Consider the following 22,246-nt stretch of genomic DNA (forward strand, 5'->3'; position numbering starts at 1 on the left):
TTGCCAAGCGATTACGGCCTTTCTTTGACCGGGATATGGAGAAACATTTCCGCTGCCGGGCTGGTAACCTGATATCTGGGTGGGTACAGCTCAAAGTCTGGCCTCTCAATATAGTCGTAATTGGACTTTGGCAACCAGCTTCCCCAAATATACTTCAATGTCTGTTCCAGGGTGGTAATAGATCCGCGGTGAACAAATTTTGCATATAGCTGCTCCGGTAGTTCCCGCGCCACCATTCCCTCGGGTACCTGAGTCAGGTCGGCAACCGGCGCGCAGCAGACATACTTAAACTGAATTTCATCACCCGCTTCCTCATAACATTCATAGATACCAAAAGATTCATCGCTGATACGATTGGGGATTTTATCCCTGTAGGGCCGAAATGCAGACCAGAGCTTTGGCAAGCTGAGATTTTCATGGTCGTATTCCTGCGCTACCCCCACCAATTGCATCGCTGGCCGCGAAATAATTTGTGGCTCCATGGACAACTCATTTTGCAAGAAGTGCAGCATATGAGGGCTAAATTGATCCTTATACAACAAACGAAAAGGATCCTGCTGCTTTCGATACTGTGCCGGGGTTACGTTAAATAAAGCTTTAAACGCGCGAGTAAACGCTTCTTGGGAGTCAAATTGGCACTCCATGGCAAGCTCAAGAATACCAATATCTTCACTCAACAACCTCTTTGCGGCGACGGTCAATCGGCGCTTACGCAAATACTCTTTCGGTGAGTCCCCCACTAATGCCTTAAAAATACGGCTGAAGTGGTAGGTGGAGTAATGAGAGGCAGCAGCAATTTCGTGAACAGAAATTTTGTCATATAGATGCTGCTCTACGAAGTTGATACTTTTAAAAAATCGCTGCATGAGAGGCTCCTTTACTGCCAGTCTACGTTGGGACGGTGAAATTTTCGAACAATACCTTCCCGGTTTAATATGCCTTTAAATTAAATTCGCTCACTAGTGATAAAAAAGCGTAAATGGGCAAATGCTTTGTCCCTCAAAGGAATAATCGCCTGGTAGGCTGGATCATTAAAGAATGCATAGATCGCCTCCCGATCCGGAAAAGATACCACAACAAATGCCCTTGGTGACCGACCCCCGTCCAGGGCCTCTTCCACATCATAAGAAGCAATAGGCACCCCCCCATACTGTTGCATTAATTGCGGTGCCAGACCTATATACTGCTGAAGAGCCTGCAATTCCTGTAAGTTTGGTGAAGACTCTATATGTAAAAATACTGGTAACAAAGTAATAACCTCTTAAGTGTAAATAAATTTTAGTTGCTTAACTAAGAGCTTCTAATGACTAACTTTGAGAGGCCACTCGCCTATGCCAAAAAACCAGAAGTGGAACTATCGCAAGCTCAATAATCGTAGGGGGTAAGACCTGATCATCCACCAATCCAAATTCCAGAATATTGCTTAAGCGGCCCAGACCGCCAATAAAGAGGGATAAAGCCACGAAGTAAAACAATGCTTTATGTTTTTCGATATTTCTCAGGAAATACAGTAGAACCAACCCCTGGGCAAAGAAAACACCAAAGGCAAATCGATATTGATTATCCCCAAATCCTCTCAAGGGGCTATCCGGGCCAAAAATCATAGCACCACCACTCAGAGCAGCACTGCCATTCAGCCCTCCAAATGTACTGATACCACCGGGTACAAAACAGATCACCGCCAGCGCTACCACTAACAATTGGAAAATTTTTCTTTCTATAGAACTCGCCTGATTCATAGTGTCACCTTAGTTTGCCGTATTTGGAGTGATGACCTAATCATATTGGCCAGTAAGGCCCTATTTTTGATATTTCTTGCGGTCTTGGTATCCCACTAAGACAGCAAGAAATGTCAAAAGACGAGGCGCTTAACCGCTTATCTTTCTCTCCAACAGCCGGGTATATCCATATCCGGGCACCAGTTCCCAATATCCACAGAGACAGAAAGATGATTAAGAGTGTTTTGATTACCGGAGCGAATGCAGGCTTAGGCAGGGAATGCGCCAAGCAACTGGCGGAATACCAGCAGATTAACAAGATCTATCTCGGCTGCCGCAATCTGCACAAAGCCAAGGAAGCCCAAGCCGATCTGGTGTCGGTAACAGGCAGGAATATCTTCGAAGTATTGCTGATCGATGTCGCGGATCAACAATCTGTGAAAGAGGCAGTTAAGCACCTGGACTCCCCAGTTGATGCGCTGGTTATGAATGCTGGCGGTACCGGGGGGAAAGAGTTTTACAACAAGACCCCCGAAGGAGTCACACAAATTTTCGCCGTCAACCTGCTTGGGCATGCTCTACTGACTAACGAGTTACTGAAAGCCAATAAATTAACCCAGACTGCTATCTATGCCGGCTCCGAGGCCGCTCGCGGCGTAAAAGAGATGGGTATGAAGCGACCAGACCTGAAAAGCGCCTCTGTGGAGGAATTTATGCAGATCTGTGAAGGAAAGCTCTATGCCAGTACCAAAGACGCTACGGTACCCTATGGTCCGATAAAGTATATGGGCGCCCTATGGATGTCTTCCATGGCGCGGGAATTCCCCCATATCCGCTTCGTAACCATGAGTCCCGGGGCTACGGTAGGCACAGAGGGCTTCAATACACTGTCGTTATTCAAGCAATATATGATGAAGGGCATGATGCAGATTATGCTGCTACTTAGCAAAGTCCACAAAGTAGAAATAGGCGCCAAGCGCTATATCGATGCCCTGCTGGATACAACATCCTTCCGCACAGGTGTTTTTTACGGCAGTGAACGCGGATTGACTGGACCTCTTGGTGAACAGCGGAAGCTTTTCCCGGACCTGGACAATCCTACCTATCAGGACAATGCCAAAACGGCGATCAATCGCTTTATCTACTGAAGGGTCGCATCAGGTAAGGGCCCTGCGCGCCTTTGCCTGAAGTCCAAGTTAACTCCACCGAAACCACCTGCTTACCTATACTTGATTGTTAAATACTCACTGCTAAGAACAGCCAATGTTTCGGGTAATCTTTTCCCTGCTGCTGTTAACCCCCCTTGCCCTGACTGCTGCTGAAGATGTGGCTAAAGCAACTCCCCTGCGGCTGCTGGATCCAGCAACTGTGGATAAGTTTGTCAATGAACTGCCAATACCCATAGAAATCCGCCCCCAGGGCTCAGCCCCGATTAAGCTACCCGCCCGCCCCACTCAAATTTGGATGGGGCTACGGGATAAGAAAGGTAAACGTTTAATGACAAAGGCCTGGGGTTTTGAATATGCAGGTCGCATCCACTCTCCTGGCCCTACTATTCGCGCCCGAGAAGGCCAACTGGTATTTGTACACTGGGCCAATGAGCTACCGGGTCCGCATCTATTTCCTGTGGATCGATCCATTCACCTCGCCGACGTAAAAGATCCAAAAGCTGTACCTATGGTTATCCACCTTCACGGCGGGCATACAGAGTGGAAAAGTGACGGCAACCCCCTCGCTTGGTACACCCGCAATTATCGTGAGACGGGACCCTTATTTGAGAAAAGGATTTACGAATACGACAACTCCCAGGATGCCGCCACTATCTGGTATCACGATCACACCCTGGGCATGACGCGCCTTAATGTTTACGCAGGTCTATTCGGTTTTTACCTGGTAGGCGATGACAATGAAGACCGCCTGATACAGGAGAAGCTGCTCCCTGCAGAAGAGCGCACTTTTGTAGCCGCTATTACAGACAGCTTGTTTAGCTCCGATGGGCAGCTGTATTTTCCTGGCTGGAGGGACCAGCCTCCATCACCGGTTTCCCATGAGGTGGTTAAGGCCAATTGGCCCAATCCGTCCCATCTCGACGAATTTTTTGGCAATTTTATTCTGGTAAACGGTATGACCTGGCCCAAAGTCAGTGTCACTCCACACGTCTATCGATTGCGATTACTCAACGCATCCGATACCCGCACACTGATACTCAGGATCGACGAAAATACACCCTTTGTACAAGTCGGCGGTGACGGCGGATTTCTCGATTACCCTGTAAAATTGAACGAGTTGATATTGGCACCCGCAGAGCGAGCAGATGTTTTAGTAGATTTCAGCGGTTATGAAGGACGTGAACTAACACTGCGAAACTTTGGACCGGATGTCCCTTTTAAAGGCTTTGTAGAGGCCAATGACCCAAAGAGTTCGATTCCACTTGTCTACAACCCGGGAGGTAAACGCGTATTAAGCGATGGACGCGGCGGCATCACACCAGCTACCGATCCAAATACTACAGGCCAGATCCTACAATTTCATATTGCTTCTACACCGATACCCCCCCCTTCTAATAAACAGAAATCAAAGATCAAAAATACCATTGGAAATTTAAAACTCAGCCTAAGTACTCCCTTGCGCACCCCACTTAATAGGCTTAACCAAGCCAGTCGTACACGACAACTTGCCACCTACCGGTTGGATGATCCCTATGGCCGCAATCTGCTCATGTTAGGTCCAGTAAAGGAGGGCTCCCTATTTTTTGAAGACCCTACTACAGAAATAATCCAACACAACGCCGTTGAGATCTGGGAAATATACAACCCTACAGTATCGGCTCATCCAATCCATATTCATCTGGTGGAATTCCAGGTACTGGATCGCCAGCCTTTTAAAGGAAAACTTATTGCCAAGCAGCAGAAATTTATGCATACAGATGAGATATTTCAGGGTGCACGACTGGAAATAGAATCTCTACAGGGAAAACCCCTTCCACCACAACCAGAAGAAAGCGGCCCCAAAGATACAGTCATCGCGCTTCCCGGCCAAGTGACCAGGGTAATTGCGCACTTTGACCGCGAAGGCCTTTATGTATGGCACTGCCATCTGCTCTCCCATGAGGATTACGATATGATGAGGCCGTTTAGGGTTTTAGCGCCCAAATCTAAAAATAATTACTAAATTGGTAACCTTTAACCTTATACCCAAATCGGAATATTGAATCGCTATAATTATTCAACAACTCAAATTCAAAAAGACAACAAGAAGAAAATACAGCAATTTCTATCTATCAGCTTAAAACAACCAACTAACAAAAACTTACTGAAATAGAAATAAAAAAGCTTACCACCTGCGACAATTAACCCATATTGAAAACCAAAAAATCCAGGTTAAAAATTATTATTCACGCCTACTCTTTCCTTTTTTAGGCGCAGCACGGGAACTTCTAACAATAACTATCACTTGCAAATATGGCGGTTAACTCCAATTAAACGAGGGGTACGAAATAACATTAAGTCGATTTCAATTCTTCTTAATTAACCATAAAATGGTCGAACTAAAAAATTGACAGATGATTTTCATTATACTTTAAGTGGTAAAAGTTTTTAATTATATTATGAAAATGAAAAATTTATTCTCCGGACTGCTACTCACGCTACTATCCAGCACCAGTTTTGCATCAAGTACCATTGAGCCTAATAAAACTATCGAAGGCATTACTACCTATAAATACTATGCAGTAATTAAATTCTCACCAAATGCTAGCGGCGACGAATTAGGGGAAGACTGCTCCTCTGGGTCAAGTAACCATGTAGTCATAGAGTTCGATCACAATGATGGAACAGACAATAATGACACTAAAGAGCAATTTTCATCACTTCTGGCTGCATATTTTGCTAAATCTAATACCGTAGGTTTTGGAGTAGGGGGTTGCAGGGAGGGTAACGGAAATAACCACCCTCTGATTTATCGGGTAGATATCTGATCTTCAAGTTTGTAGTTTCAGGGCGGTGTTCTAACCGCCCCAGAAATTCCTCAACAGGGCGCCAAAGCCTTAGCCACACGGGAGTTAGTCTCCCGCCCCAGCTGTTCAGAAATAAAATTCCCTGCCTCTGCCAGCAACTGTAAATCCACACCAGTTTCAATACCCATGCCATTGAGCATATAAAGTACATCCTCACTGGCAACATTACCGGAAGCGCCACGGGCATAGGGGCAACCGCCCAGGCCGGCTACGGCGGAATCTACTACTGCGACCCCCATTTGTAAGGCTGCGTAGATATTGGCCAGTGCCTGGCCGTAGGTATCGTGGAAATGTACTGCAAGTTTTTCCACAGGTACACGGGCCATCACCTGCTCCAGCATACGCTTGGCGGCTTCCGGGGTGCCGACACCGATGGTGTCGCCTAGGGAAATTTCGTAGCAACCCATTTCCAATAGAGCGGCACTAACCTCTGCCACTTTGGCCGGGTCAATATCGCCTTCATAGGGGCAACCAAGTACGCAGGATACGTAACCGCGCACGGGTATTCCGTCTTGCTTCGCTTTTTCCACCAGCGGGCGGAAGCGCTCCAGGCTCTCTGCAATACTGCAATTAATGTTTTTCTGGGTGAAGGCTTCTGAGGCCGCGCCGAATACGGCGACCTCATCCGCTTTGGCTTCCACTGCGCGCTCATAGCCTTTTAAATTTGGCGTGAGCGCACTGTAGATAACACCGTCTTTGCGCTGAATACCCGCCAGCACTTCCTCGCTGGCGGCCATTTGCGGTACCCACTTGGGGCTGACAAAGCTGCCGGCTTCAATAACCGACAGCCCACTGGCACTGAGCTTGTCCACCAGAGCGATACGGGTTTCCACAGAGATAGGCTGCTTTTCATTTTGCAGCCCATCGCGGGGCCCCACTTCGACGATTTTGACCTGTTTTGGCAAAGTCATTATTGCTCCTCCCCGGCAAAATCCACCAGCAGACTACCGCCATCCACTAATTCACCTTCGGCACAGAAGAACTGCTGCACGGTGCCGGCGGCTGGAGCCCGCAGGGTGTGTTCCATTTTCATGGCTTCCATTACCAGTAGCGGCTGGTCTTTTTCCACCGTCGAACCAGGCTCAACCAGCAACGAAATTATGGTGCCGTTCATGGGGGCATCGAGGCCGTGAGCTTGGTCATTGCTCTCACCGATATCCGGTGGCAACAGCTTAAATTCCACCTGAGTGCCATCAATAAATACAGCGCCACCATCGCGGGTATCCACGGCGGAGAAACTCATGCGGCGGCCATCCACCAGCATCAAGTCGCGTCCCGGCAGCAGGCGAATGTCACCGCTATTTTGTTCTTCAGGCAAGGCATCGCAAGTCCAGCGCAGGCTATCGCCCTCCGCAACAAAGCGAATTTGAGCGTGCTGACCACGGTAGTCCACCGTCTGGGTGCGACTGCCAGCCAGAGCATTGCGCCAGTTATCGCCATTATGCCAGGGAGAGAAAGGATCCCGCTGCGGTGCGCTGTTGCGCAGATCGCGCTCTTCACGCTGCTGCAAATAACCGGCAATAGCAGCGCATTTCAGCGGCGTCAGTGTCTGCTCCTGGTGCAGTACTTCCGCTTCGTAATCCTCGATAAAGTGGGTCGAAATACAACCGCTGGCAAATGCCTGGTGATTGATCACTCTGCGCAGGAATTCGATATTGTGGCGCACACCGGCAATCTGATAATCACGCAATGCGCGATCCAGTTTGGCCAGGGCTTCTTTGCGGGTGCGGCCGTGGCAGATCAATTTGGCGATCATCGGGTCGTAATGCACACTGATTTCATCGCCGGTCTGCACGCCGGTGTCCACCCGCACGCCCTCGCCTTCCGCCGGGGGCTGGTGGCACACCAACACGCCAGTTGCCGGCAGGAAATCATTATCCGGGTCTTCGGCGTAGATGCGCACTTCCATGGCGTGGCCATTGATCTGCAGCTCATCCTGGCTCATGGGCAGGGTATCGCCAGCGGCAACTGACAGCTGCCAGGCCACCAGGTCCTGGGCAGTGATCATTTCCGTAACCGGGTGCTCCACCTGCAGGCGGGTATTCATTTCCATAAAGTAGAAGGCACCGCTGGCATCCAGCAGGAATTCCACCGTGCCGGCACCCACGTAACCAATCGCGTGGGCCGCACGCAGAGCCGCTTCACCCATGCGGGCGCGCAGCTCCGGAGTCATGCCCGGTGCGGGAGCTTCCTCCACTACTTTTTGGTGGCGGCGCTGCACCGAGCAATCCCGCTCAAACAGATAGACACCGTTGCCCTGCTGATCGCAGAACACCTGAATTTCCACATGGCGGGGACTCACCACATAGCGCTCCAGCAGCATGATGTCGTCGCCAAAGGCATTCATGGCCTCACGCTTGGCAGCGCCCAGTGCTTCGTGGAATTCACCGGCACTGTCGACACGGCGCATGCCCTTACCACCACCGCCGGCAGCGGCTTTCAGCAATACCGGGTAACCGATGCGGTTGGCGTGACCTTCCAGCAGCTCTTCATTTTGGTTGGTGCCGTGGTAACCGGGCACCAGGGGCACATTGGCCTCTTCCATAATACGTTTGGCGGCGGACTTGGAGCCCATCGCCTCAATCGCGCCGGTGGGCGGGCCGACAAAAATAATGCCGGCGCTATCGCAGGCGCGGCAAAACTCGGCATTTTCCGACAGGAAGCCGTAACCCGGATGGATGGCATCCGCGCCTGTCTGCTTCGCAGCACCCAATACCTTGTCAATATCCAGGTAGGAATCCCTGGCCGGCGCCGGACCCAGGTGTACCGCTTCGTCCGCCATCTGCACATGCAGGGCGTCGGCATCCGCATCGGAATAGACGGCAACGGTGGCCACCCCCAGGCGGCGGGCGGTCTTTATAATACGGCAGGCGATTTCGCCGCGATTAGCTATTAACAGTTTGCGAATCATAAAATTATCCTTCGCCACCATTCATCCACTTGGGTGCGCGCTTTTCCAAAAACGCACTCAACCCTTCCTGTCCTTCCGGCGATACACGCACGGCAGCGATCAGCGCGCTGGTCTGGCCCTGCAATTCATCGTTGATAACCCGGTTGGACATGGACATGGCCAGTTGCTTGGCCATGGCGACCGCTTTGGGGCCATTGTCGGCGATGGCATTCACTAATTTCTGCACATGCAGGTCCAGGTCGCCCTCGGCGCAGACTTCGGATACCAAGCCCATTTGTTCCGCGCGCTCGGCGGAGAAGCGCTCCGCCGTAACAAAGTAACGGCGCGCGTGGCGGGTGCCGATCGCATTGATGACATAGGGGCTGATGGTGGCGGGCAGCAGCCCGATTTTGACTTCAGACAAACAGAAGCTGGCGCGCTCAGAGGCCACGGCCATATCGCAGCAGCTCACCAGGCCCACAGCACCGCCAAATGCAGCGCCCTGTACCCGCGCGATAGTAGGCGCAGGGAAGGTATCAAGCTTGTACAGCATGGCGGCAAGCGCGGCCGCGTCGCGGCGGTTTTCCTCTTCTGAATAAGTCGCCATGCGCTTCATCCAGTTGAGGTCAGCTCCGGCAGAAAAGCTCTTGCCATTGGAAGCCAGTACCAACACACGAACAGCAGGATTTTGCGCCAGAGTGTCAAAGGTGGTGGCCAGCTCGTGAATCAGTTCATCGTCAAAAGCGTTGTGGATTTCCGGCCGATTCAGGGTGACCGTGGCCACGCCCTCGCTATCCACTTCGCACAGCAATTTATCGCTCATTGTAATTCCTCGATTGGGGCGTTTCTCTCTAGCGGCACCGGGGTAGCCCGCGGCACCGCAACCACAGTTCCTTACATACGGAACACGCCGAACTTGGTCTCTTCCGGCTCTTTGTGGCTGGCCGCCGCCAGGCACAGGCCTAGCACGCGGCGGGTATCCGCCGGGTCGATAACGCCGTCATCCCACAAACGTGCAGAAGCGTAGTAGGGGTGCCCCTGATGTTCGTAGTTATCCACAATCGGCTGCTTAAACTGCTGCTCTTCCTCTTCGCTCCAGGATTCACCTCGCGCCGCCATCTGGTCGCGCTTCACCTGGGCCAATACGCCAGCGGCTTGTTCTCCCCCCATAACCGAGATGCGCGCATTGGGCCACATAAACAGGAAGTTGGGATCGTAGGCGCGGCCACACATCCCATAGTTACCGGCGCCGAAAGAGCCGCCGATGAGGATGGTAATTTTGGGCACCTTGGCGGTAGCGACAGCGGTCACCATCTTGGCGCCGTGTTTGGCGATGCCGCCCGCCTCGTACTGTTTGCCCACCATAAAGCCGGTGATATTTTGCAGGAAAACCAACGGAATCTTGCGCTGCGCACACAGCTCTATAAAGTGCGCGCCCTTCTGCGCACTCTCCGCAAACAGGATGCCGTTATTGGCAACAATTCCCACCGGGTAGCCCTGGATACGGGCAAAACCGGTTACCAGAGTGGTGCCGTACAACGCTTTAAATTCATCGAACTCGGAGCCGTCCACAACTCGCGCGATAATCTCGCGCACGTCAAACGGCTGGCGCGAATCTTTAGGCACCACACCGTAAATATCTTCCGGTGGATAAATCGGCTCCACCGGCTTTTGGATATCCAGGCCGGGGCTTTTGATACGGTTCAGGCGCGCTACAGAGCGACGCGCTAACTGCAAAGCATGTACGTCGTTATTGGCGTAGTGATCGGAAACCCCGGAAGTGCGACAGTGCACCTCGGCACCGCCGAGTTCCTCCGCGGAAACTTCTTCACCGGTGGCCGCTTTCACCAGGGGCGGGCCTGCCAGGAAGATGGTGGCCTGCTCTTTCACCATAATGGATTCGTCTGCCATGGCCGGCACATAGGCTCCACCGGCGGTGCAGCTCCCCATCACCACCGCGATCTGCGGAATATTCTGTGCAGAGAGATTGGCTTGGTTAAAGAAGATGCGACCGAAATGCTCGCGGTCTGGGAAAACGTCGTCCTGGCGCGGCAGATTGGCACCACCGGAATCCACCAGGTAAATGCACGGCAGATTGTTCTGCTCGGCGATGGTCTGCGCGCGCAGGTGTTTTTTTACTGTGAGAGGGTAATAGGTTCCACCTTTTACAGTGGCATCGTTAGCCACTATCACACAGGGCTGACCGGAGACGGTGCCGATGCCGGTAATAATACCCGCGGCCGGAACATCCTCACCGTAAACCTCGTGAGCGGCCAGCTGGGAAAATTCCATAAAAGGGCTACCCGGATCGAGCAGCGCATCGATACGGTCCCGTGGCAATAATTTTCCTCGCGCCAGGTGTTTTTCCCTTGCGCGCTCGCCGCCGCCCTGGGCGATGGCTTCCACTTTCTCGCGCAGGTCTGCCACCAGCGCCTGCATCTGCTCGCGGTTTTCGCCAAAGGCGGCATCGCGCGTATTTATTTTGCTCTGCAACTGATTCATAAAGTCCGATTCACTTTCCCGGAGAAAAGACCTCCACAGGGCGCAGCTTATTGCCGCAGTGCCCGGCTGGAGACAGCTGCCGCCGGCAGGCGCCGGCGGCGAGAAGAAATGCCCAGCCTTAGCGGGTCTCTTTAAACAGCTCGCGACCAATCAGCATACGACGCACTTCAGAAGTGCCCGCGCCGATTTCGTAGAGCTTGGCATCGCGCAGCAGGCGACCGGTGGCGTACTCGTTGATGTAGCCATTGCCGCCCAGAGTCTGGATAGCCTGCAGGGCCATCTGGGTTGCGCGCTCTGCAGTAAACAGGATTACTGCGGCGGCATCCTTGCGCGAGTCCTCACCGCGATCACAGGCACGCGCCACGGCGTAGAGGTAAGCACGGCTGGCATTCAGGTCGGCATACATATCGGCGATCTTGCCCTGCATCAGCTGGAATTCGCCGATGGCCTTGCCGAACTGCTTGCGCTCGTGGATATAGGGAACCACCACATCCAGGCAGGCCTGCATAATACCGACAGGGCCACCGGAGAGAATGGTGCGCTCGTAGTCGAGACCGCTCATCAAAACGCGTACGCCGCCGTTCAATTCACCGAGAATATTTTCTTCCGGCACTTCACAGTCTTCGAACACCAGCTCACAGGTGTTGGAACCGCGCATACCCAGCTTGTCGAGTTTCTGCGCCTGTGAGAAGCCGGCAAAACTGCGCTCAACGATAAATGCGGTAATACCGCCGGAGCTGATACCCGGCTCGGTGCGCGCGTAGATCACATAGGTGTCGGCATCGGGTCCATTGGTGATCCACATTTTATTGCCGTTCAAAACAAAGTGATCACCGCGCTTTTCCGCGCGCAGTTGCAGGCTCACTACGTCGGAACCGGAGTTGGGTTCACTCATAGCCAAGGCGCCTACATGTTCACCGGAACACAGCTTGGGCAGGTACTTGAGCTTCTGCTCGCGGGTACCATTTTTGCGAATCTGGTTTACACAGAGGTTGGAGTGGGCACCGTAGGACAAGCCCACAGAAGCGGAGGCGCGGGAAATTTCTTCCATGGCCACAGCGTGTGCCAGGTACCCCATATTGGAACCGCCGAATTCCTCTTCCACGGTCATACCCAGAAGGCCCAGCTCACCGAATTTTTTCCACATGTCCGCGGGGAACAGGTTGTCTTCATCGATCTGCGCCGCGCGCGGGGCCAGCTCCGCCTGGCAGAACTTGTAGACCATGTCGCGGAGCATATCGATGTCTTCACCGAGGCCGAAATTCAGGGTTGGATAGGAGGTATTCATAATGGCTCCAATAATTATTAGAAAAGTCTTTTAAACTGGCGGCACCTGCAACCACTCGATACATCGGGTGACACGCTAAACTTCTGCGGGTCACAGGCTTTCGCAGGCGCCTGTCGAAATTTTTAACCGGTGAACTAGGGGCTTTCCTCGTTGCGGCTCTTTACCAAAGCCGCTTGTGCACGGGCTTCGGCTTCACCAAGTTCCCCCATCAGGCTCTCAATATCCCGCAGCTGCTGCTGCAACTGTGCCCGCTTCTGCGCTATACGCTCCAGCAGGCGCTGTAACTGCTCTACATTGCCATGAGCGGGGTCGTACATATCGATAATCTCGCGGCTCTCATCGAGGGAAAAACCCAGGCGCTTGCCGCGTAAAATCAGCTTTAAGCGCACCCGTTCTTCGGGGCTGTAGACACGGGTCTGACCATGCCGCTCCGGTTTGAGCAGGCCCTTATCCTCATAGAAACGGATGGCGCGGGTGGTTATCTCAAACTCCCGCGCCAGCTCCGAAATACTGTAACTCTGGGGCTCTACGATGCTGGCTTTGGCTTTCATAAGTACTTCCTCGAGACGCAACAGAGCCTAACAAGAGTTTACGTTGACGTAAACGTAAAGCAAACGCCAAAAATAACTGCGAGGGGCTATTCAGTCATTAACCCATCGCAGTAATCGGAAGGGAGGGATCAGACGCCCAACAGCTGTTGCAACTGATTGTCGAGCAGCTTTTGATAGGAGGATGTAAGGCCTGTGATTTCCAAAGCCCAGCCAGCACCGTGGTGCTCAATACGCCCAGCCAGAGAGCTATCCTCCAGCAACTCAGGATGTAAAAACAAACCACGCGATTGGTTTAGTAGCTGTTCAGCAGAAAAATCTGGCGTGCTTGGCTCACAAGGCGCCACCGCCAGGGCCAACTTCAAACCGGTAGCGCGGCTGACACTCTGCATCTCCCGCAGCAACACGCCACAGCAGACCGCACGAAACGCCGAATCGGCGCCGGAAAACCCCAAACCAACTTGTGGCCCTGCACAACTCAATGGATGGGCACCGTAGATCCGACGCAGCAACTGCATACGCCCATCCAATTCCCGCTGAATTCCTTCGAGCGCACTGCGACTCAATTGGTTGGTCAATTGAGCCCAATTCAATGGCCGCAGGTACAGGCCTATAGAGTCTTGCTTTTGCTTGGGAAGATCCGCAGAGGAAAGAGGCTCTTCCGCTGGCAAACTGCGCTGCGCGGAAAAACCCCCTGTCATCAGTGCCGCCACTGCACTAAATGGCAGGGCAAATACCAGCGTCAGCAATAAGCTGGCCCAGGGAAAGCTGACGTCCGCACCAGGAATCAGGGCTACGGTAACATTGCCGGCGATACTGTCATGCAGCACTACTGGCACACTGATGGTCTCGCCACTCTTCAGATCACCAACTTCCGCCAGGCTATTGGATTCCACATCCTCAACAGCAACACCGCTGATAGCGGGCAATTCCAGCAGCTGCCTGGCCAACAGCTGCATACTGATACGATCATCGGCAACAATACGCTCCAGGCTCTGCCCGGCGAGAAAACTGGCCGCAACCTGCGCAGAGACCCGGTCTCTCTCCACCGCATCGGCATGGCGCTGCGCATAGTAATGACCGAGAGCCACGCTGCAGAACAGCGCCAGTATCAGCCAGATCATCGCAGCCAGCAGACGCTGGCGGGTACGTTTAGATAAACGCGCAAACTGCTCTGGCAACCTGCGCAGAAGGGAAATCATCGATACAGACATAAATACGGCTTTAATACCTTGCCTTGTTTTTTATTACCTTGCGTTTTTGGAACTCTCCACGGCCAAGGGCCCTGGCGCAATTTTATCCTCACAAAGCGCGAATAATACGCAGTGTAATTTCCTGTGCCGTTGGTCGATCCCGCAACAAAATAGTTCCATACGGGATTTTTTAATTTGTAATAAATAAGCGGGCCCAACCTGCGGCGCTGATTTTAACGAAGATTCCCGCTAGAGCTATAATGCGTCGCTTATTGAATAAATTGGGGACCTTCGCTATGGGCGTCGAGACTAAAGCACAAGAATTTCATCTGCCCCTGGCGCAAATTACCCAGTCACGCTTCGACTGTTCTGTGCGCTACCTCACCTATAGCGGCGGCCATGCACTGCTGGGGTTGGAATACGACAATACAGCCCCCTTTTCGGACGCCGCCAGTTGCCAATTGAATTTACCCAGCGCGATACCATCAGACGTGCAATCGCCCTGGTGCCTGACCTTCCTAAGCCCAGCTGCCACCCTGTCACAACTGCAGCGCCTGCTGGATTTTTGTGCTGAACAACACTGGCATATCGATGTCATCGACACCCTAGCCCACCGGCACGAGTGCACGGTCATCCGCTTTCAGTTCAGCGCTGAACTGGAGTTTTCCCCGGCACGTTTTGCCTGCCTACAACTGGCCGAAGCAATCGGAGCCGATCTGGTCTTGCAGGCGGGCATCAGTCAGAGGGTACCGGCACTGGCTGGCTTCGATATGGATTCCACTCTGATCGATGCAGAGGTGATCGACGAGCTAGCCAAGATTACCGGAATCGGCGACCAGGTGGCGGCCATCACTGCGGCCGCCATGCGCGGTGAATTGGATTTTCGCGATAGTTTCAAAAAACGTATGGCGTTGCTAAAAGGTTTTTCCGAACAGCGCCTGGCAGAAATCGCCACGCAACTGCCACTAAAAGATGGAGCCCAAAACCTGTTGCACTGCCTGCGCAAACTCGGCTGCAAAACGGTCATTTTGTCCGGCGGTTTTACCTACTTCGCCAATTTCCTACAAAGGGAACGCCTGGCTATTGACCTGATATACGCCAATGAATTGGAGTTTGCCGAGGGCGCGCTCACCGGTGAAGTGATAGAGCCTATCGTGGACGGAATGCGCAAGCGGTTATTGCTGGGGGAAACTGCAAAAGAGATGGGAGTGCCGCTGGAAAAAGTGGTTGCCGTTGGGGATGGGGCAAACGATATCCCCATGTTGAACCTGGGTGCCCTGGGTATCGCCATACACCCGAAACCCAAAGTCCGCAGGGAGGCGCCGCAAGCTATCACTCTATTTGGACTAGATGCGGCGCTTTACCTGTTCGGTCTCAACGACCAGCAAATTGCCGAATTGGGACAGCCTTCTTAAAGGTGTCCCAAAAAAGGTTTATATCACCGCGTGTGGGAAGGGGAATGAGCGCGGCTTAGTGTTATCCGAGCAGGCACTGGGTTCATACTCGCAGCCTGCTGCCAAAAGGCTGAGAAAAGCCAATATTAAAATCCGCCTGTACATAGGTACCTCCCTTTGCCTAAATGGATTTTTATTCGAGCAGCAGGGTACGCAATGGGTTCCGTTTTGAACAGCAGTTTAATGATTTTTATGCCAGAAAATTGACGTAAAATTCTTTCTTTTGTACCAGTTTGTTCAGCTTTGCTACACAACCGATTACACAGGCCTATTTTAGCATTGCGCGCCAGCCAAACCCAATCCGAAACCAGCTTTAGCAGATTCATTGAGTTAATCTTGGCAAGAGGAAAAACGGGCAAATAAAGCTAGTGAAAGCTCGTAGATGGCCAGTGTTGCGCTGGCAACAACCAGAATGGAGAGCGGCGATTCTGGTGCACAGCACCAAAATCGCACAAGTGTCGAAGGCCGAGCTAGCCTTCTTTTTTACCGTAGATTACCAGGCTGTTCACTTTTACCGTCAGCGGGTGATACCCCACCTTGGCGCGTTCAAAAATACGCGCTGCCACATCCTGTTTGCCGGTTTCAACCATATTGCGGTATAGCGGGCGCAGGAACTTGTTGCGGCCGATGCTGGTAAGGAAGTTTTCCAGGCGATTGAATGCCGGCTCGTAGTCGTTGCGCACGGCAATCATCAGCCAGCTAAAGGCCACTTCGTTATTGCGGGATTGGGTCAGGCCAAAGGCGCTGTCCAGTTCCTTCAATTGCGTTTCAGTCAACTTTTCCGGCATACCGTCGAGGAAATACTTCCACTGGTGGAAGGTCCAGCCCTTGGTGTCGATATCCTTCGCTGCCAATTTGCCGTCCAACCACTGTTGACGCACTGGGTCCAACTTACTGAAGGCATCGGACTGCGGGTGCGGCGCACCTTCAGGAATACCCGGCTCGAAAATCCACTGGTGAATGCGCTCTCGATCCAACTTATCGGCGTGCTCAACCAACAAGGTCTTGTCGAGGTACTTAACGAAATCCTCGGTGGTAATACTCTGGAAGGAGAAGTGGTTGAAGTACTCCATCAGGAAGCGGTCGAACGCTTCGCGGCCCACTTTCTGCTCCAGCTCATACAGGAACAGGGAACCTTTCTCGTAAGGAATATTGGAGAAGACTTCATCGGGATCACGGCCGCGCAGGTCGATCGCCATAATCTCATCGCGGGGCTCTTTATCAGCCAGGTCCGCCTGCAGGTCTTCATAGCCCAGGGCCATTTCCATCTGATAGCGCTCATCACCGTAGACGAACTGCATGATGCGGTTGGTCAGGTAGGTGGTGAAGCCTTCATTCAGCCACAAGTCGCGCCAGCTGGCATTGGTCACCAGGTTGCCGGACCAAGAGTGGGCCAATTCGTGGGCAATCAGGGCTACCAAGCTCTTATCGCCGGCGATCACCGTCGGAGTGATAAAGCTCAGGCGCGGGTTTTCCATACCGCCGAAGGGGAAGCTGGGCGGCAGAATCAGCAAGTCGTAGCGGTCCCAGTGGTAGGGGCCATACGCCTTTTCGGTCACTTCTAGCATGGATTCGGTATCGGCAAACTCCGCCGCTGCAGATTCCAGCATGGAGGGCTCGGCGTAGACACCGGTGCGCTCACCCATGGGCTTGAACTGCAGATCGCCTACTGCCAGGGCAATCAGGTAAGAGGGTATGCGCTGGGGCATTTCAAATTCGTAAACGCCATCTTTGGCCGCCTGTGGATCGTTGTTCGCACTCATTACTGCGCGCAGTTCTTTCGGGGTGCGAACGGTAGCGTTGTAGGTGATACGAACTTTCGGGGAATCCTGTAGCGGGATAAAGCTGCGCGCGTGAATCGCCTGGGCCTGGGTAAACAGGAACGGATGCTTTTTACCCGCGGTCTGCTGCGGTTCCAGCCACTGAACGCCAGAGGCGCCCGGCGCTGTGCGGTAGCGGATAGTAATGCTGTCGGCATCTTCCGGCAGCTCGATATTCAGCGGAGTGCCCAGGTGGCTGTCTTTCTCACCCATGGAGAACTTCACCGGCGCGCCGTTAGCCGATACAGAAACCACTTCCAGCTCGCGGGTATCGAGCACCATCGGCAGGTTCTTGTCGTTGAGGCGCTTGAAGTCCAGCTTGGCTTCGCCCTCGAGTACCTTGCGGGAGAAGTCGACAGTCAGGTCCAGATCCAGGTGCTGCACCTGATAGTCATTGCTATTGGCGAAGGAGTGATAATCCACACCGGATTGCGGCGCCTTTTCTGCAACGCTTTTCTTCTCGATCACCGCAGCCGCTTTTACCGACGTATCGGCGCTGTCAGCTTCGACCTTGGTCGGTTCATTCTTGGAACAACCTGAGGCTACGGCGAGGCCGCCGACGATCAGGCTGGTGCATAGTAAACGGGGCAACATGGGTCTACTCCCTGGGTTCAGCTTTTCAATTTGCGCCACAGGATACCCGAGAGTAAGCGCTTGCGGAACGACAGCGGGAAAGACCATTGCTGGATACCGGTCACAATGAAGGTGTACAGAGTCTCGCCAGCGGCGATCGTGCTCTCAGGGGCAATAAAAATAGACATATGTCTCAACTTATCGGTTGGCGGACGAATTTGCCGACTAATCCGCACCTACAACACAAAAATCCCCCCATCAATTAACAAAGCCTTCACTTTCCCTATTCAGACTGCGGGCCCTCTAAAACAAGCACATAAAGGAGAGTCCCATGTCACTATCCCGGAGGCGGTTTTTACAATTTTCCGGCGCCGGCCTGGCATCGCTGCCACTGCTGAAAGCCTATGGTGCTGGCCTGCAGCCATTCCAGCACGGCGTAGCCAGCGGAGATCCCCTAGCGGATCGCGTTATTCTCTGGACCAGGATCACCCCCTCCGATGATCCCGCCTTCCAGTCCATGGTGCCCTATAGCTGGCAGATCGCACTGGACCCGGAAATGGCCATGGTGGTTAACAGCGGCAGTGGTCTCACCGGCCCAGAAGTGGATTACACCATCAAGGTGGACGCATCAGGACTACAGGCAGGCACTAGTTACTACTACCGTTTCTACTCCAACGGTATCGATTCACCGATCGGCCGCACCCGCACCCTGCCCACCGGTCATGTGGAGCGCCTGCGCTTCGCCGTTACCAGCTGCTCCAATTACCCGATGGGCTACTTCAATGTGTATCGCGAGATCGCCCTGCGCGCCGATCTGGATGTGGTACTGCACCTGGGAGACTACATCTATGAATATGGTCCCGGTGGTTTTGGCACCGGTAGCGGCCTCGGACGCGAGCCAATTCCCGCCAAGGAAATGGTGGATATTCAGGACTATCGCCAGCGCTACGCACAATATCGCTCAGACCCCGATCTACAGGAAGTCCACCGCCAGCACCCGTTTATTTGCGTATGGGACGACCACGAAACCACCAACAATGCCTGGGCCGGTGGTGCGGAGAACCACAACCCCCAAGACGGCGAAGGCGAATGGGCGGTGCGCCGCTCTGTGGCAAACCAGGCCTACTTTGAATGGATGCCAATCCGCGATAACGGCATCCTCGATTTATTTGGTGACAAGGCCATTTACCGCAGCTTCCGCTTTGGCAACCTGATGGATTTGATGATGCTGGATACGCGAATTGCCGCGCGTGACGAGCAGGCCAATTGGTTCGACCAGAAGACCGCCGATAATCCCGATCGCAGTATCCTCGGCGCACAACAGGAGCAATGGTTGCACAGCGGCCTGACGCAATCCCAAGCGGACGGTGTGCGCTGGCGGGTACTGGGGCAGCAAGTGATGATGGCGCAACTGACTCTGGCCAAAGATCTGTCGATCAATATGGACCAATGGGATGGTTACACCGCCTCCCGCGAGCGCCTGTTCAATCACATCAGCAACCACAATATCGACAATTTTGTCGTGCTCACCGGAGATATCCACAGCTCCTGGGCCTGGGACCTGGCCAGCAATCCATTCAATATTCTCGAGTACGGTCGCCTAACCGGCCGCGGTGCCCTGGGCGGCGAGTTTGTCACCCCGGGAGTGACCTCCAGCTTCCTGGACAAGTCCCATTTAACTGATGTAGCCGCCATCGCCATGGATGGACTGATTCCTCATCTGAAGTGGGTTGACGTAACCCAGCGCGGCTACCTGCTGATGGATGTATCCCACTCTCGCACCAAAGCCCACTGGTACCATGTGGATACTGTCACCAGTAAGAGTTACAACGCCAACCTGGCGCGAATCTATAAGCAAAAGGCCGGCGCCAACCACATACAAAGAGCCTGGAGTGAGAGTAATGCTCCCGCTGAAGTGCCTGCACCGGCTCCAGGCTATGCCACTCTGGCGCGCAACGCCATTGCCGCCCTGCGCAGCCGCTATCAGGTTTAAGCGGCATAAAAAAACCGCGCGGCCCACCGAGCCGCGCGGGTTTTCTCTCGCCAATTAAGAGCCGGATCAATCCAGGCTAAAGTCGAAATTCATCTCATCTGCCGGAGCCTGCACATAGTAACCCTGGATATAGTCAGTGCCGGTTTGCCAAAGAGTGGGCAACATGCTGGCCTGCTCGATATGGGGCACGATCACCTTGGTATTCGCCTCACCCAGGCGCTGTACCAACCCTGCAAGGGTATCACTGCTCTCGCCCTCGTCCTGCACTTCGCGCACAAATGACGGGTCGATCTTGGCGATATCCACCTTCACATGCTCCAGCGCCTTAAACGGGTTCAGGCCGGTACCGAAGTGACAGACTGAAACACGACAACCGATCTGCTGTACCTGGGTAGTGAAGTCCCGCGCAGCGTGTAAATTGCTGGTGATATCCTCCTGGCGCAACTGAAAAACCACCGAGGCGGGTATCAACTTGGCGGCCTTGAAGGCCACCCCCAGCCAGGCCGGCAGGCTGTTGTCGAGTAGTGAAGCGGTAGTGAGGTGCAACAACAGCGACACCTCCTTGCCCTCGGCTCTGGCGGCGGCCGCGGCCTTGATCGCGGTAAGGATCACCCAGCGATCCATCTTTGCCGACAGCCCCGCATCACCCAGTTCCTGCAGAAAAGCCAGCGGCGCCAGTTCCTCTTTTTCATCAAGCATACGTACTAATACCTCGTACATCTGCTCGCCGGTGCCCTGCAGACTCAGGATTGGCTGGTACAGTAGCTTGAGGTTGCCCGCTTCCAGCGCCTGCACCACTCGGGCACGGTGATAGGTACCGGCATCGGCACTGTTTTCGGTATCCGGCTCATAAAGGGCAAAAGCACCGCCCTGAGCGTCTTCGCCGAGGGCCTGTTTATGGGCCGTTTGTGCCTGCTCCAGCACTTGCTGGGAGCCACTGGAAGCCTCGCTCAGTAATGAAATCCCAATCGAGGCGGTCACCTGCTGGGTCTTGCCGGCGGCATCGAAAATGGTGTCAGCAATTCGCTTGAGTATATCTTTAGCGCGCAGCTCGATACTATCCGGCGTGGTATCGGAGCTCAGCAGGCAAAAACTGTCATCACTGTAACGTGCCAGGGTGTCACCGCTGCGCTGGCAGCCCTGTAATAATTCTGCCATGGCTTTCTGCAGTGCGTCGGCACCAGCCACACCCACAACTTTTTGCACCTCCTCAGCAAAGCGATCCACCTGAATAAACATTAAGCCACCGGTGCGATGTGAATCCGCCGAAGCCTTGATGGTGGAGTCCAGTAGCTGCAAAAAATGCTGGCGGTTATATAGGCCAGTGAGAGGGTCCCGATTTTTAATATCGCTGAGCTGAGCTTCCAGCTGTTCAGTATCGCCGCGACGACTGGCAATGCGCACTTGCAAACAGCGCTCATCCTCGTAAGTCGTACTGAGTACCTCTGCACGGGTGGGCAGCGGATCGCCGCTCATAGTTCTGGCAGTAAACTGCCACTCCTTGGCCTCAACTTCATTGTTGTCGATAGCGCAGCGCTTGAGAAATTCCCGTGCGCCTTCCTGCTCATTTTCCGCCAACATATCGATCAGCGGTTGGTATTCGATATCCTCACCAGTTTCATAGCCGAAACGCTCGGCAAAGGAATCGTTGGCATATACCAGTAGGCCGTCGGAGACATAGGCTATGGCATCTTTGGAGCTGTCGAGTAATTCTTTAGCCCGCTTGAGTGTGGCGTGATAGCGACGGTCGTGTAGCCGCGCCTGGCGGCGGTTTTCGAGAGCCGACATCTCGCGCTGGATCACCAACAATAGGTGTTGATCTTCATCCACCGTCACCACGTCCCTGGCGCCCAGTTTCAGCCCTTCAACCACCGGCTGAGAGCCACTGCGCTCACTCAGCAGAATCACCGGAATATCTTTTTGCAGTTTACTGATAGTGCGTAGAGTTACTGCAGGAGGAACCTGAGTACTACCTTCTGAGGCGATCACTAGGTCCCAGGTTTTATCTTGCAGCAAGCGGGTAAAAACCGCTTCATTAGCGACATGCTGGGCACGATTGGGCCTGCCTGCATTGTGCAACATGCTCACCAGGCGCTGTGCCTCTGAAGGCATATCGTGAATCAGAAGGAGTCGGATAGTGTCGTTGCTATTCATTATTTGCTCTATTTATTCAGGGCAGCGCACCGCAACCCCATGCGGTAGTTTAGGGGGCCCCAGTGGTGGCATACAAGAGCACATCTGGGTGGTACGCG

18 protein-coding genes are annotated in these 22,246 nt (G+C 53.5%); 5 read left to right on the plus strand and 13 right to left on the minus strand.

What is annotated here, in order from left to right:
• Nucleotides 1–11: 11 nt before the first annotated feature.
• From ACJJIV_RS09225 to ACJJIV_RS09235, 3 genes are all read right to left on the minus strand, one after another.
• Entirely contained in the window at nt 12–866 is an 855-nt protein-coding gene (locus tag ACJJIV_RS09225) for an AraC family transcriptional regulator (RefSeq protein WP_444891494.1), read from the minus strand.
• Between the two features lie 80 nt (nt 867–946).
• A complete protein-coding gene (locus ACJJIV_RS09230; protein ID WP_282934534.1) occupies nt 947–1,249 on the minus strand; it encodes a DUF1330 domain-containing protein in 303 nt (100 codons plus the stop codon).
• A 58-nt stretch (nt 1,250–1,307) separates the two neighbouring features.
• Nucleotides 1,308–1,739 carry a DUF4345 domain-containing protein gene (locus ACJJIV_RS09235; protein WP_444891495.1) on the minus strand — a complete coding sequence of 144 codons (432 nt, stop codon included), beginning with the start codon at nt 1,737–1,739 and terminating at the stop codon, nt 1,308–1,310.
• A 209-nt stretch (nt 1,740–1,948) separates the two neighbouring features.
• On the opposite strand from ACJJIV_RS09235, the gene ACJJIV_RS09240 reads away from it, so the two are divergent.
• The 3 genes from ACJJIV_RS09240 to ACJJIV_RS09250 all read left to right on the plus strand — a co-directional run bounded on the left by ACJJIV_RS09240 (nt 1,949) and on the right by ACJJIV_RS09250 (nt 5,694).
• Entirely contained in the window at nt 1,949–2,866 is a 918-nt protein-coding gene (locus tag ACJJIV_RS09240) for an SDR family NAD(P)-dependent oxidoreductase (RefSeq protein WP_444891496.1), read from the plus strand.
• A 115-nt stretch (nt 2,867–2,981) separates the two neighbouring features.
• Entirely contained in the window at nt 2,982–4,889 is a 1,908-nt protein-coding gene (locus ACJJIV_RS09245; protein WP_444891497.1) for a multicopper oxidase family protein, read from the plus strand.
• 436 nt (nt 4,890–5,325) lie between these two features.
• Nucleotides 5,326–5,694, plus strand: coding sequence for a hypothetical protein (locus ACJJIV_RS09250; RefSeq protein WP_444891498.1), 369 nt, complete (start codon nt 5,326–5,328; stop codon nt 5,692–5,694).
• 50 nt (nt 5,695–5,744) lie between these two features.
• Here ACJJIV_RS09250 and ACJJIV_RS09255 read toward each other — a convergent pair whose 3' ends face one another.
• The 7 genes from ACJJIV_RS09255 to ACJJIV_RS09285 all read right to left on the minus strand — a co-directional run bounded on the left by ACJJIV_RS09255 (nt 5,745) and on the right by ACJJIV_RS09285 (nt 14,175).
• Nucleotides 5,745–6,644 (minus strand): hydroxymethylglutaryl-CoA lyase, encoded by a 900-nt coding sequence (locus ACJJIV_RS09255; protein ID WP_444891499.1) that lies wholly within the window; start codon nt 6,642–6,644, stop codon nt 5,745–5,747.
• On the minus strand, nt 6,644–8,644 hold the full coding sequence (locus ACJJIV_RS09260) for an acetyl/propionyl/methylcrotonyl-CoA carboxylase subunit alpha (protein WP_444891500.1): 2,001 nt from the start codon (nt 8,642–8,644) through the stop codon (nt 6,644–6,646). The genes ACJJIV_RS09255 and ACJJIV_RS09260 overlap by 1 nt, the downstream gene beginning before the upstream one ends.
• Nucleotides 8,645–8,648: 4 nt before the next feature.
• Nucleotides 8,649–9,446, minus strand: a complete 798-nt coding sequence (locus tag ACJJIV_RS09265) for an enoyl-CoA hydratase/isomerase family protein (protein ID WP_282953633.1) — start codon at nt 9,444–9,446, stop codon at nt 8,649–8,651.
• 71 nt (nt 9,447–9,517) lie between these two features.
• The gene (locus tag ACJJIV_RS09270) at nt 9,518–11,125 is read right to left on the minus strand and encodes a carboxyl transferase domain-containing protein (RefSeq protein WP_444891501.1); all 1,608 of its coding nucleotides are present in this window, start codon (nt 11,123–11,125) and stop codon (nt 9,518–9,520) included.
• 118 nt (nt 11,126–11,243) lie between these two features.
• On the minus strand, nt 11,244–12,413 hold the full coding sequence (locus ACJJIV_RS09275; protein ID WP_444891502.1) for an isovaleryl-CoA dehydrogenase: 1,170 nt from the start codon (nt 12,411–12,413) through the stop codon (nt 11,244–11,246).
• A 134-nt stretch (nt 12,414–12,547) separates the two neighbouring features.
• On the minus strand, nt 12,548–12,964 hold the full coding sequence (locus tag ACJJIV_RS09280) for a MerR family transcriptional regulator (RefSeq protein ID WP_444887854.1): 417 nt from the start codon (nt 12,962–12,964) through the stop codon (nt 12,548–12,550).
• Nucleotides 12,965–13,092: 128 nt separating this feature from the next.
• The gene (locus ACJJIV_RS09285) at nt 13,093–14,175 is read right to left on the minus strand and encodes a hypothetical protein (protein WP_444891503.1); all 1,083 of its coding nucleotides are present in this window, start codon (nt 14,173–14,175) and stop codon (nt 13,093–13,095) included.
• Nucleotides 14,176–14,414: 239 nt separating this feature from the next.
• On the opposite strand from ACJJIV_RS09285, the gene serB reads away from it, so the two are divergent.
• Nucleotides 14,415–15,569: a phosphoserine phosphatase SerB gene (serB, locus tag ACJJIV_RS09290; RefSeq protein ID WP_444891504.1), complete on the plus strand. Its 1,155-nt coding sequence runs from the start codon at nt 14,415–14,417 to the stop codon at nt 15,567–15,569.
• A 509-nt stretch (nt 15,570–16,078) separates the two neighbouring features.
• Here serB and ACJJIV_RS09295 read toward each other — a convergent pair.
• Nucleotides 16,079–18,022 (minus strand): M1 family metallopeptidase, encoded by a 1,944-nt coding sequence (locus ACJJIV_RS09295; protein WP_444891505.1) that lies wholly within the window; start codon nt 18,020–18,022, stop codon nt 16,079–16,081.
• Between the two features lie 17 nt (nt 18,023–18,039).
• The gene (locus ACJJIV_RS09300) at nt 18,040–18,189 is read right to left on the minus strand and encodes a hypothetical protein (protein ID WP_444887850.1); all 150 of its coding nucleotides are present in this window, start codon (nt 18,187–18,189) and stop codon (nt 18,040–18,042) included.
• Between the two features lie 143 nt (nt 18,190–18,332).
• Between ACJJIV_RS09300 and ACJJIV_RS09305 the strand changes: the two genes are divergently transcribed.
• The gene (locus ACJJIV_RS09305) at nt 18,333–19,994 is read left to right on the plus strand and encodes an alkaline phosphatase D family protein (protein WP_444891506.1); all 1,662 of its coding nucleotides are present in this window, start codon (nt 18,333–18,335) and stop codon (nt 19,992–19,994) included.
• A 66-nt stretch (nt 19,995–20,060) separates the two neighbouring features.
• On the opposite strand, the gene ACJJIV_RS09310 is transcribed toward ACJJIV_RS09305, so the two are convergent.
• The gene (locus tag ACJJIV_RS09310; protein ID WP_444891507.1) at nt 20,061–22,148 is read right to left on the minus strand and encodes an EAL domain-containing protein; all 2,088 of its coding nucleotides are present in this window, start codon (nt 22,146–22,148) and stop codon (nt 20,061–20,063) included.
• Nucleotides 22,149–22,246: the final 98 nt, after the last annotated feature.

This window comes from Microbulbifer mixtoriginis (SeqCode) (assembly GCF_052466765.1).

What these genes read in the sequence shown, in the direction of transcription:
- ACJJIV_RS09260 (WP_444891500.1), bottom strand. Translation starts at nt 8,644, where the DNA reads ATGATTCGCAAACTGTTAATAGCTAATCGCGGCGAAATCGCCTGCCGT.
- ACJJIV_RS09280 (WP_444887854.1), bottom strand. Translation starts at nt 12,964, where the DNA reads ATGAAAGCCAAAGCCAGCATCGTAGAGCCCCAGAGTTACAGTATTTCG.
- serB (WP_444891504.1), top strand. Translation starts at nt 14,415, where the DNA reads ATGCGTCGCTTATTGAATAAATTGGGGACCTTCGCTATGGGCGTCGAG.
- ACJJIV_RS09255 (WP_444891499.1), bottom strand. Translation starts at nt 6,644, where the DNA reads ATGACTTTGCCAAAACAGGTCAAAATCGTCGAAGTGGGGCCCCGCGAT.
- ACJJIV_RS09245 (WP_444891497.1), top strand. Translation starts at nt 2,982, where the DNA reads ATGTTTCGGGTAATCTTTTCCCTGCTGCTGTTAACCCCCCTTGCCCTG.
- ACJJIV_RS09250 (WP_444891498.1), top strand. Translation starts at nt 5,326, where the DNA reads ATGAAAATGAAAAATTTATTCTCCGGACTGCTACTCACGCTACTATCC.
- ACJJIV_RS09275 (WP_444891502.1), bottom strand. Translation starts at nt 12,413, where the DNA reads ATGAATACCTCCTATCCAACCCTGAATTTCGGCCTCGGTGAAGACATC.
- ACJJIV_RS09240 (WP_444891496.1), top strand. Translation starts at nt 1,949, where the DNA reads ATGATTAAGAGTGTTTTGATTACCGGAGCGAATGCAGGCTTAGGCAGG.
- ACJJIV_RS09295 (WP_444891505.1), bottom strand. Translation starts at nt 18,022, where the DNA reads ATGTTGCCCCGTTTACTATGCACCAGCCTGATCGTCGGCGGCCTCGCC.
- ACJJIV_RS09265 (WP_282953633.1), bottom strand. Translation starts at nt 9,446, where the DNA reads ATGAGCGATAAATTGCTGTGCGAAGTGGATAGCGAGGGCGTGGCCACG.
- ACJJIV_RS09310 (WP_444891507.1), bottom strand. Translation starts at nt 22,148, where the DNA reads ATGAATAGCAACGACACTATCCGACTCCTTCTGATTCACGATATGCCT.
- ACJJIV_RS09285 (WP_444891503.1), bottom strand. Translation starts at nt 14,175, where the DNA reads ATGTCTGTATCGATGATTTCCCTTCTGCGCAGGTTGCCAGAGCAGTTT.
- ACJJIV_RS09235 (WP_444891495.1), bottom strand. Translation starts at nt 1,739, where the DNA reads ATGAATCAGGCGAGTTCTATAGAAAGAAAAATTTTCCAATTGTTAGTG.
- ACJJIV_RS09225 (WP_444891494.1), bottom strand. Translation starts at nt 866, where the DNA reads ATGCAGCGATTTTTTAAAAGTATCAACTTCGTAGAGCAGCATCTATAT.
- ACJJIV_RS09305 (WP_444891506.1), top strand. Translation starts at nt 18,333, where the DNA reads ATGTCACTATCCCGGAGGCGGTTTTTACAATTTTCCGGCGCCGGCCTG.
- ACJJIV_RS09270 (WP_444891501.1), bottom strand. Translation starts at nt 11,125, where the DNA reads ATGAATCAGTTGCAGAGCAAAATAAATACGCGCGATGCCGCCTTTGGC.
- ACJJIV_RS09300 (WP_444887850.1), bottom strand. Translation starts at nt 18,189, where the DNA reads ATGTCTATTTTTATTGCCCCTGAGAGCACGATCGCCGCTGGCGAGACT.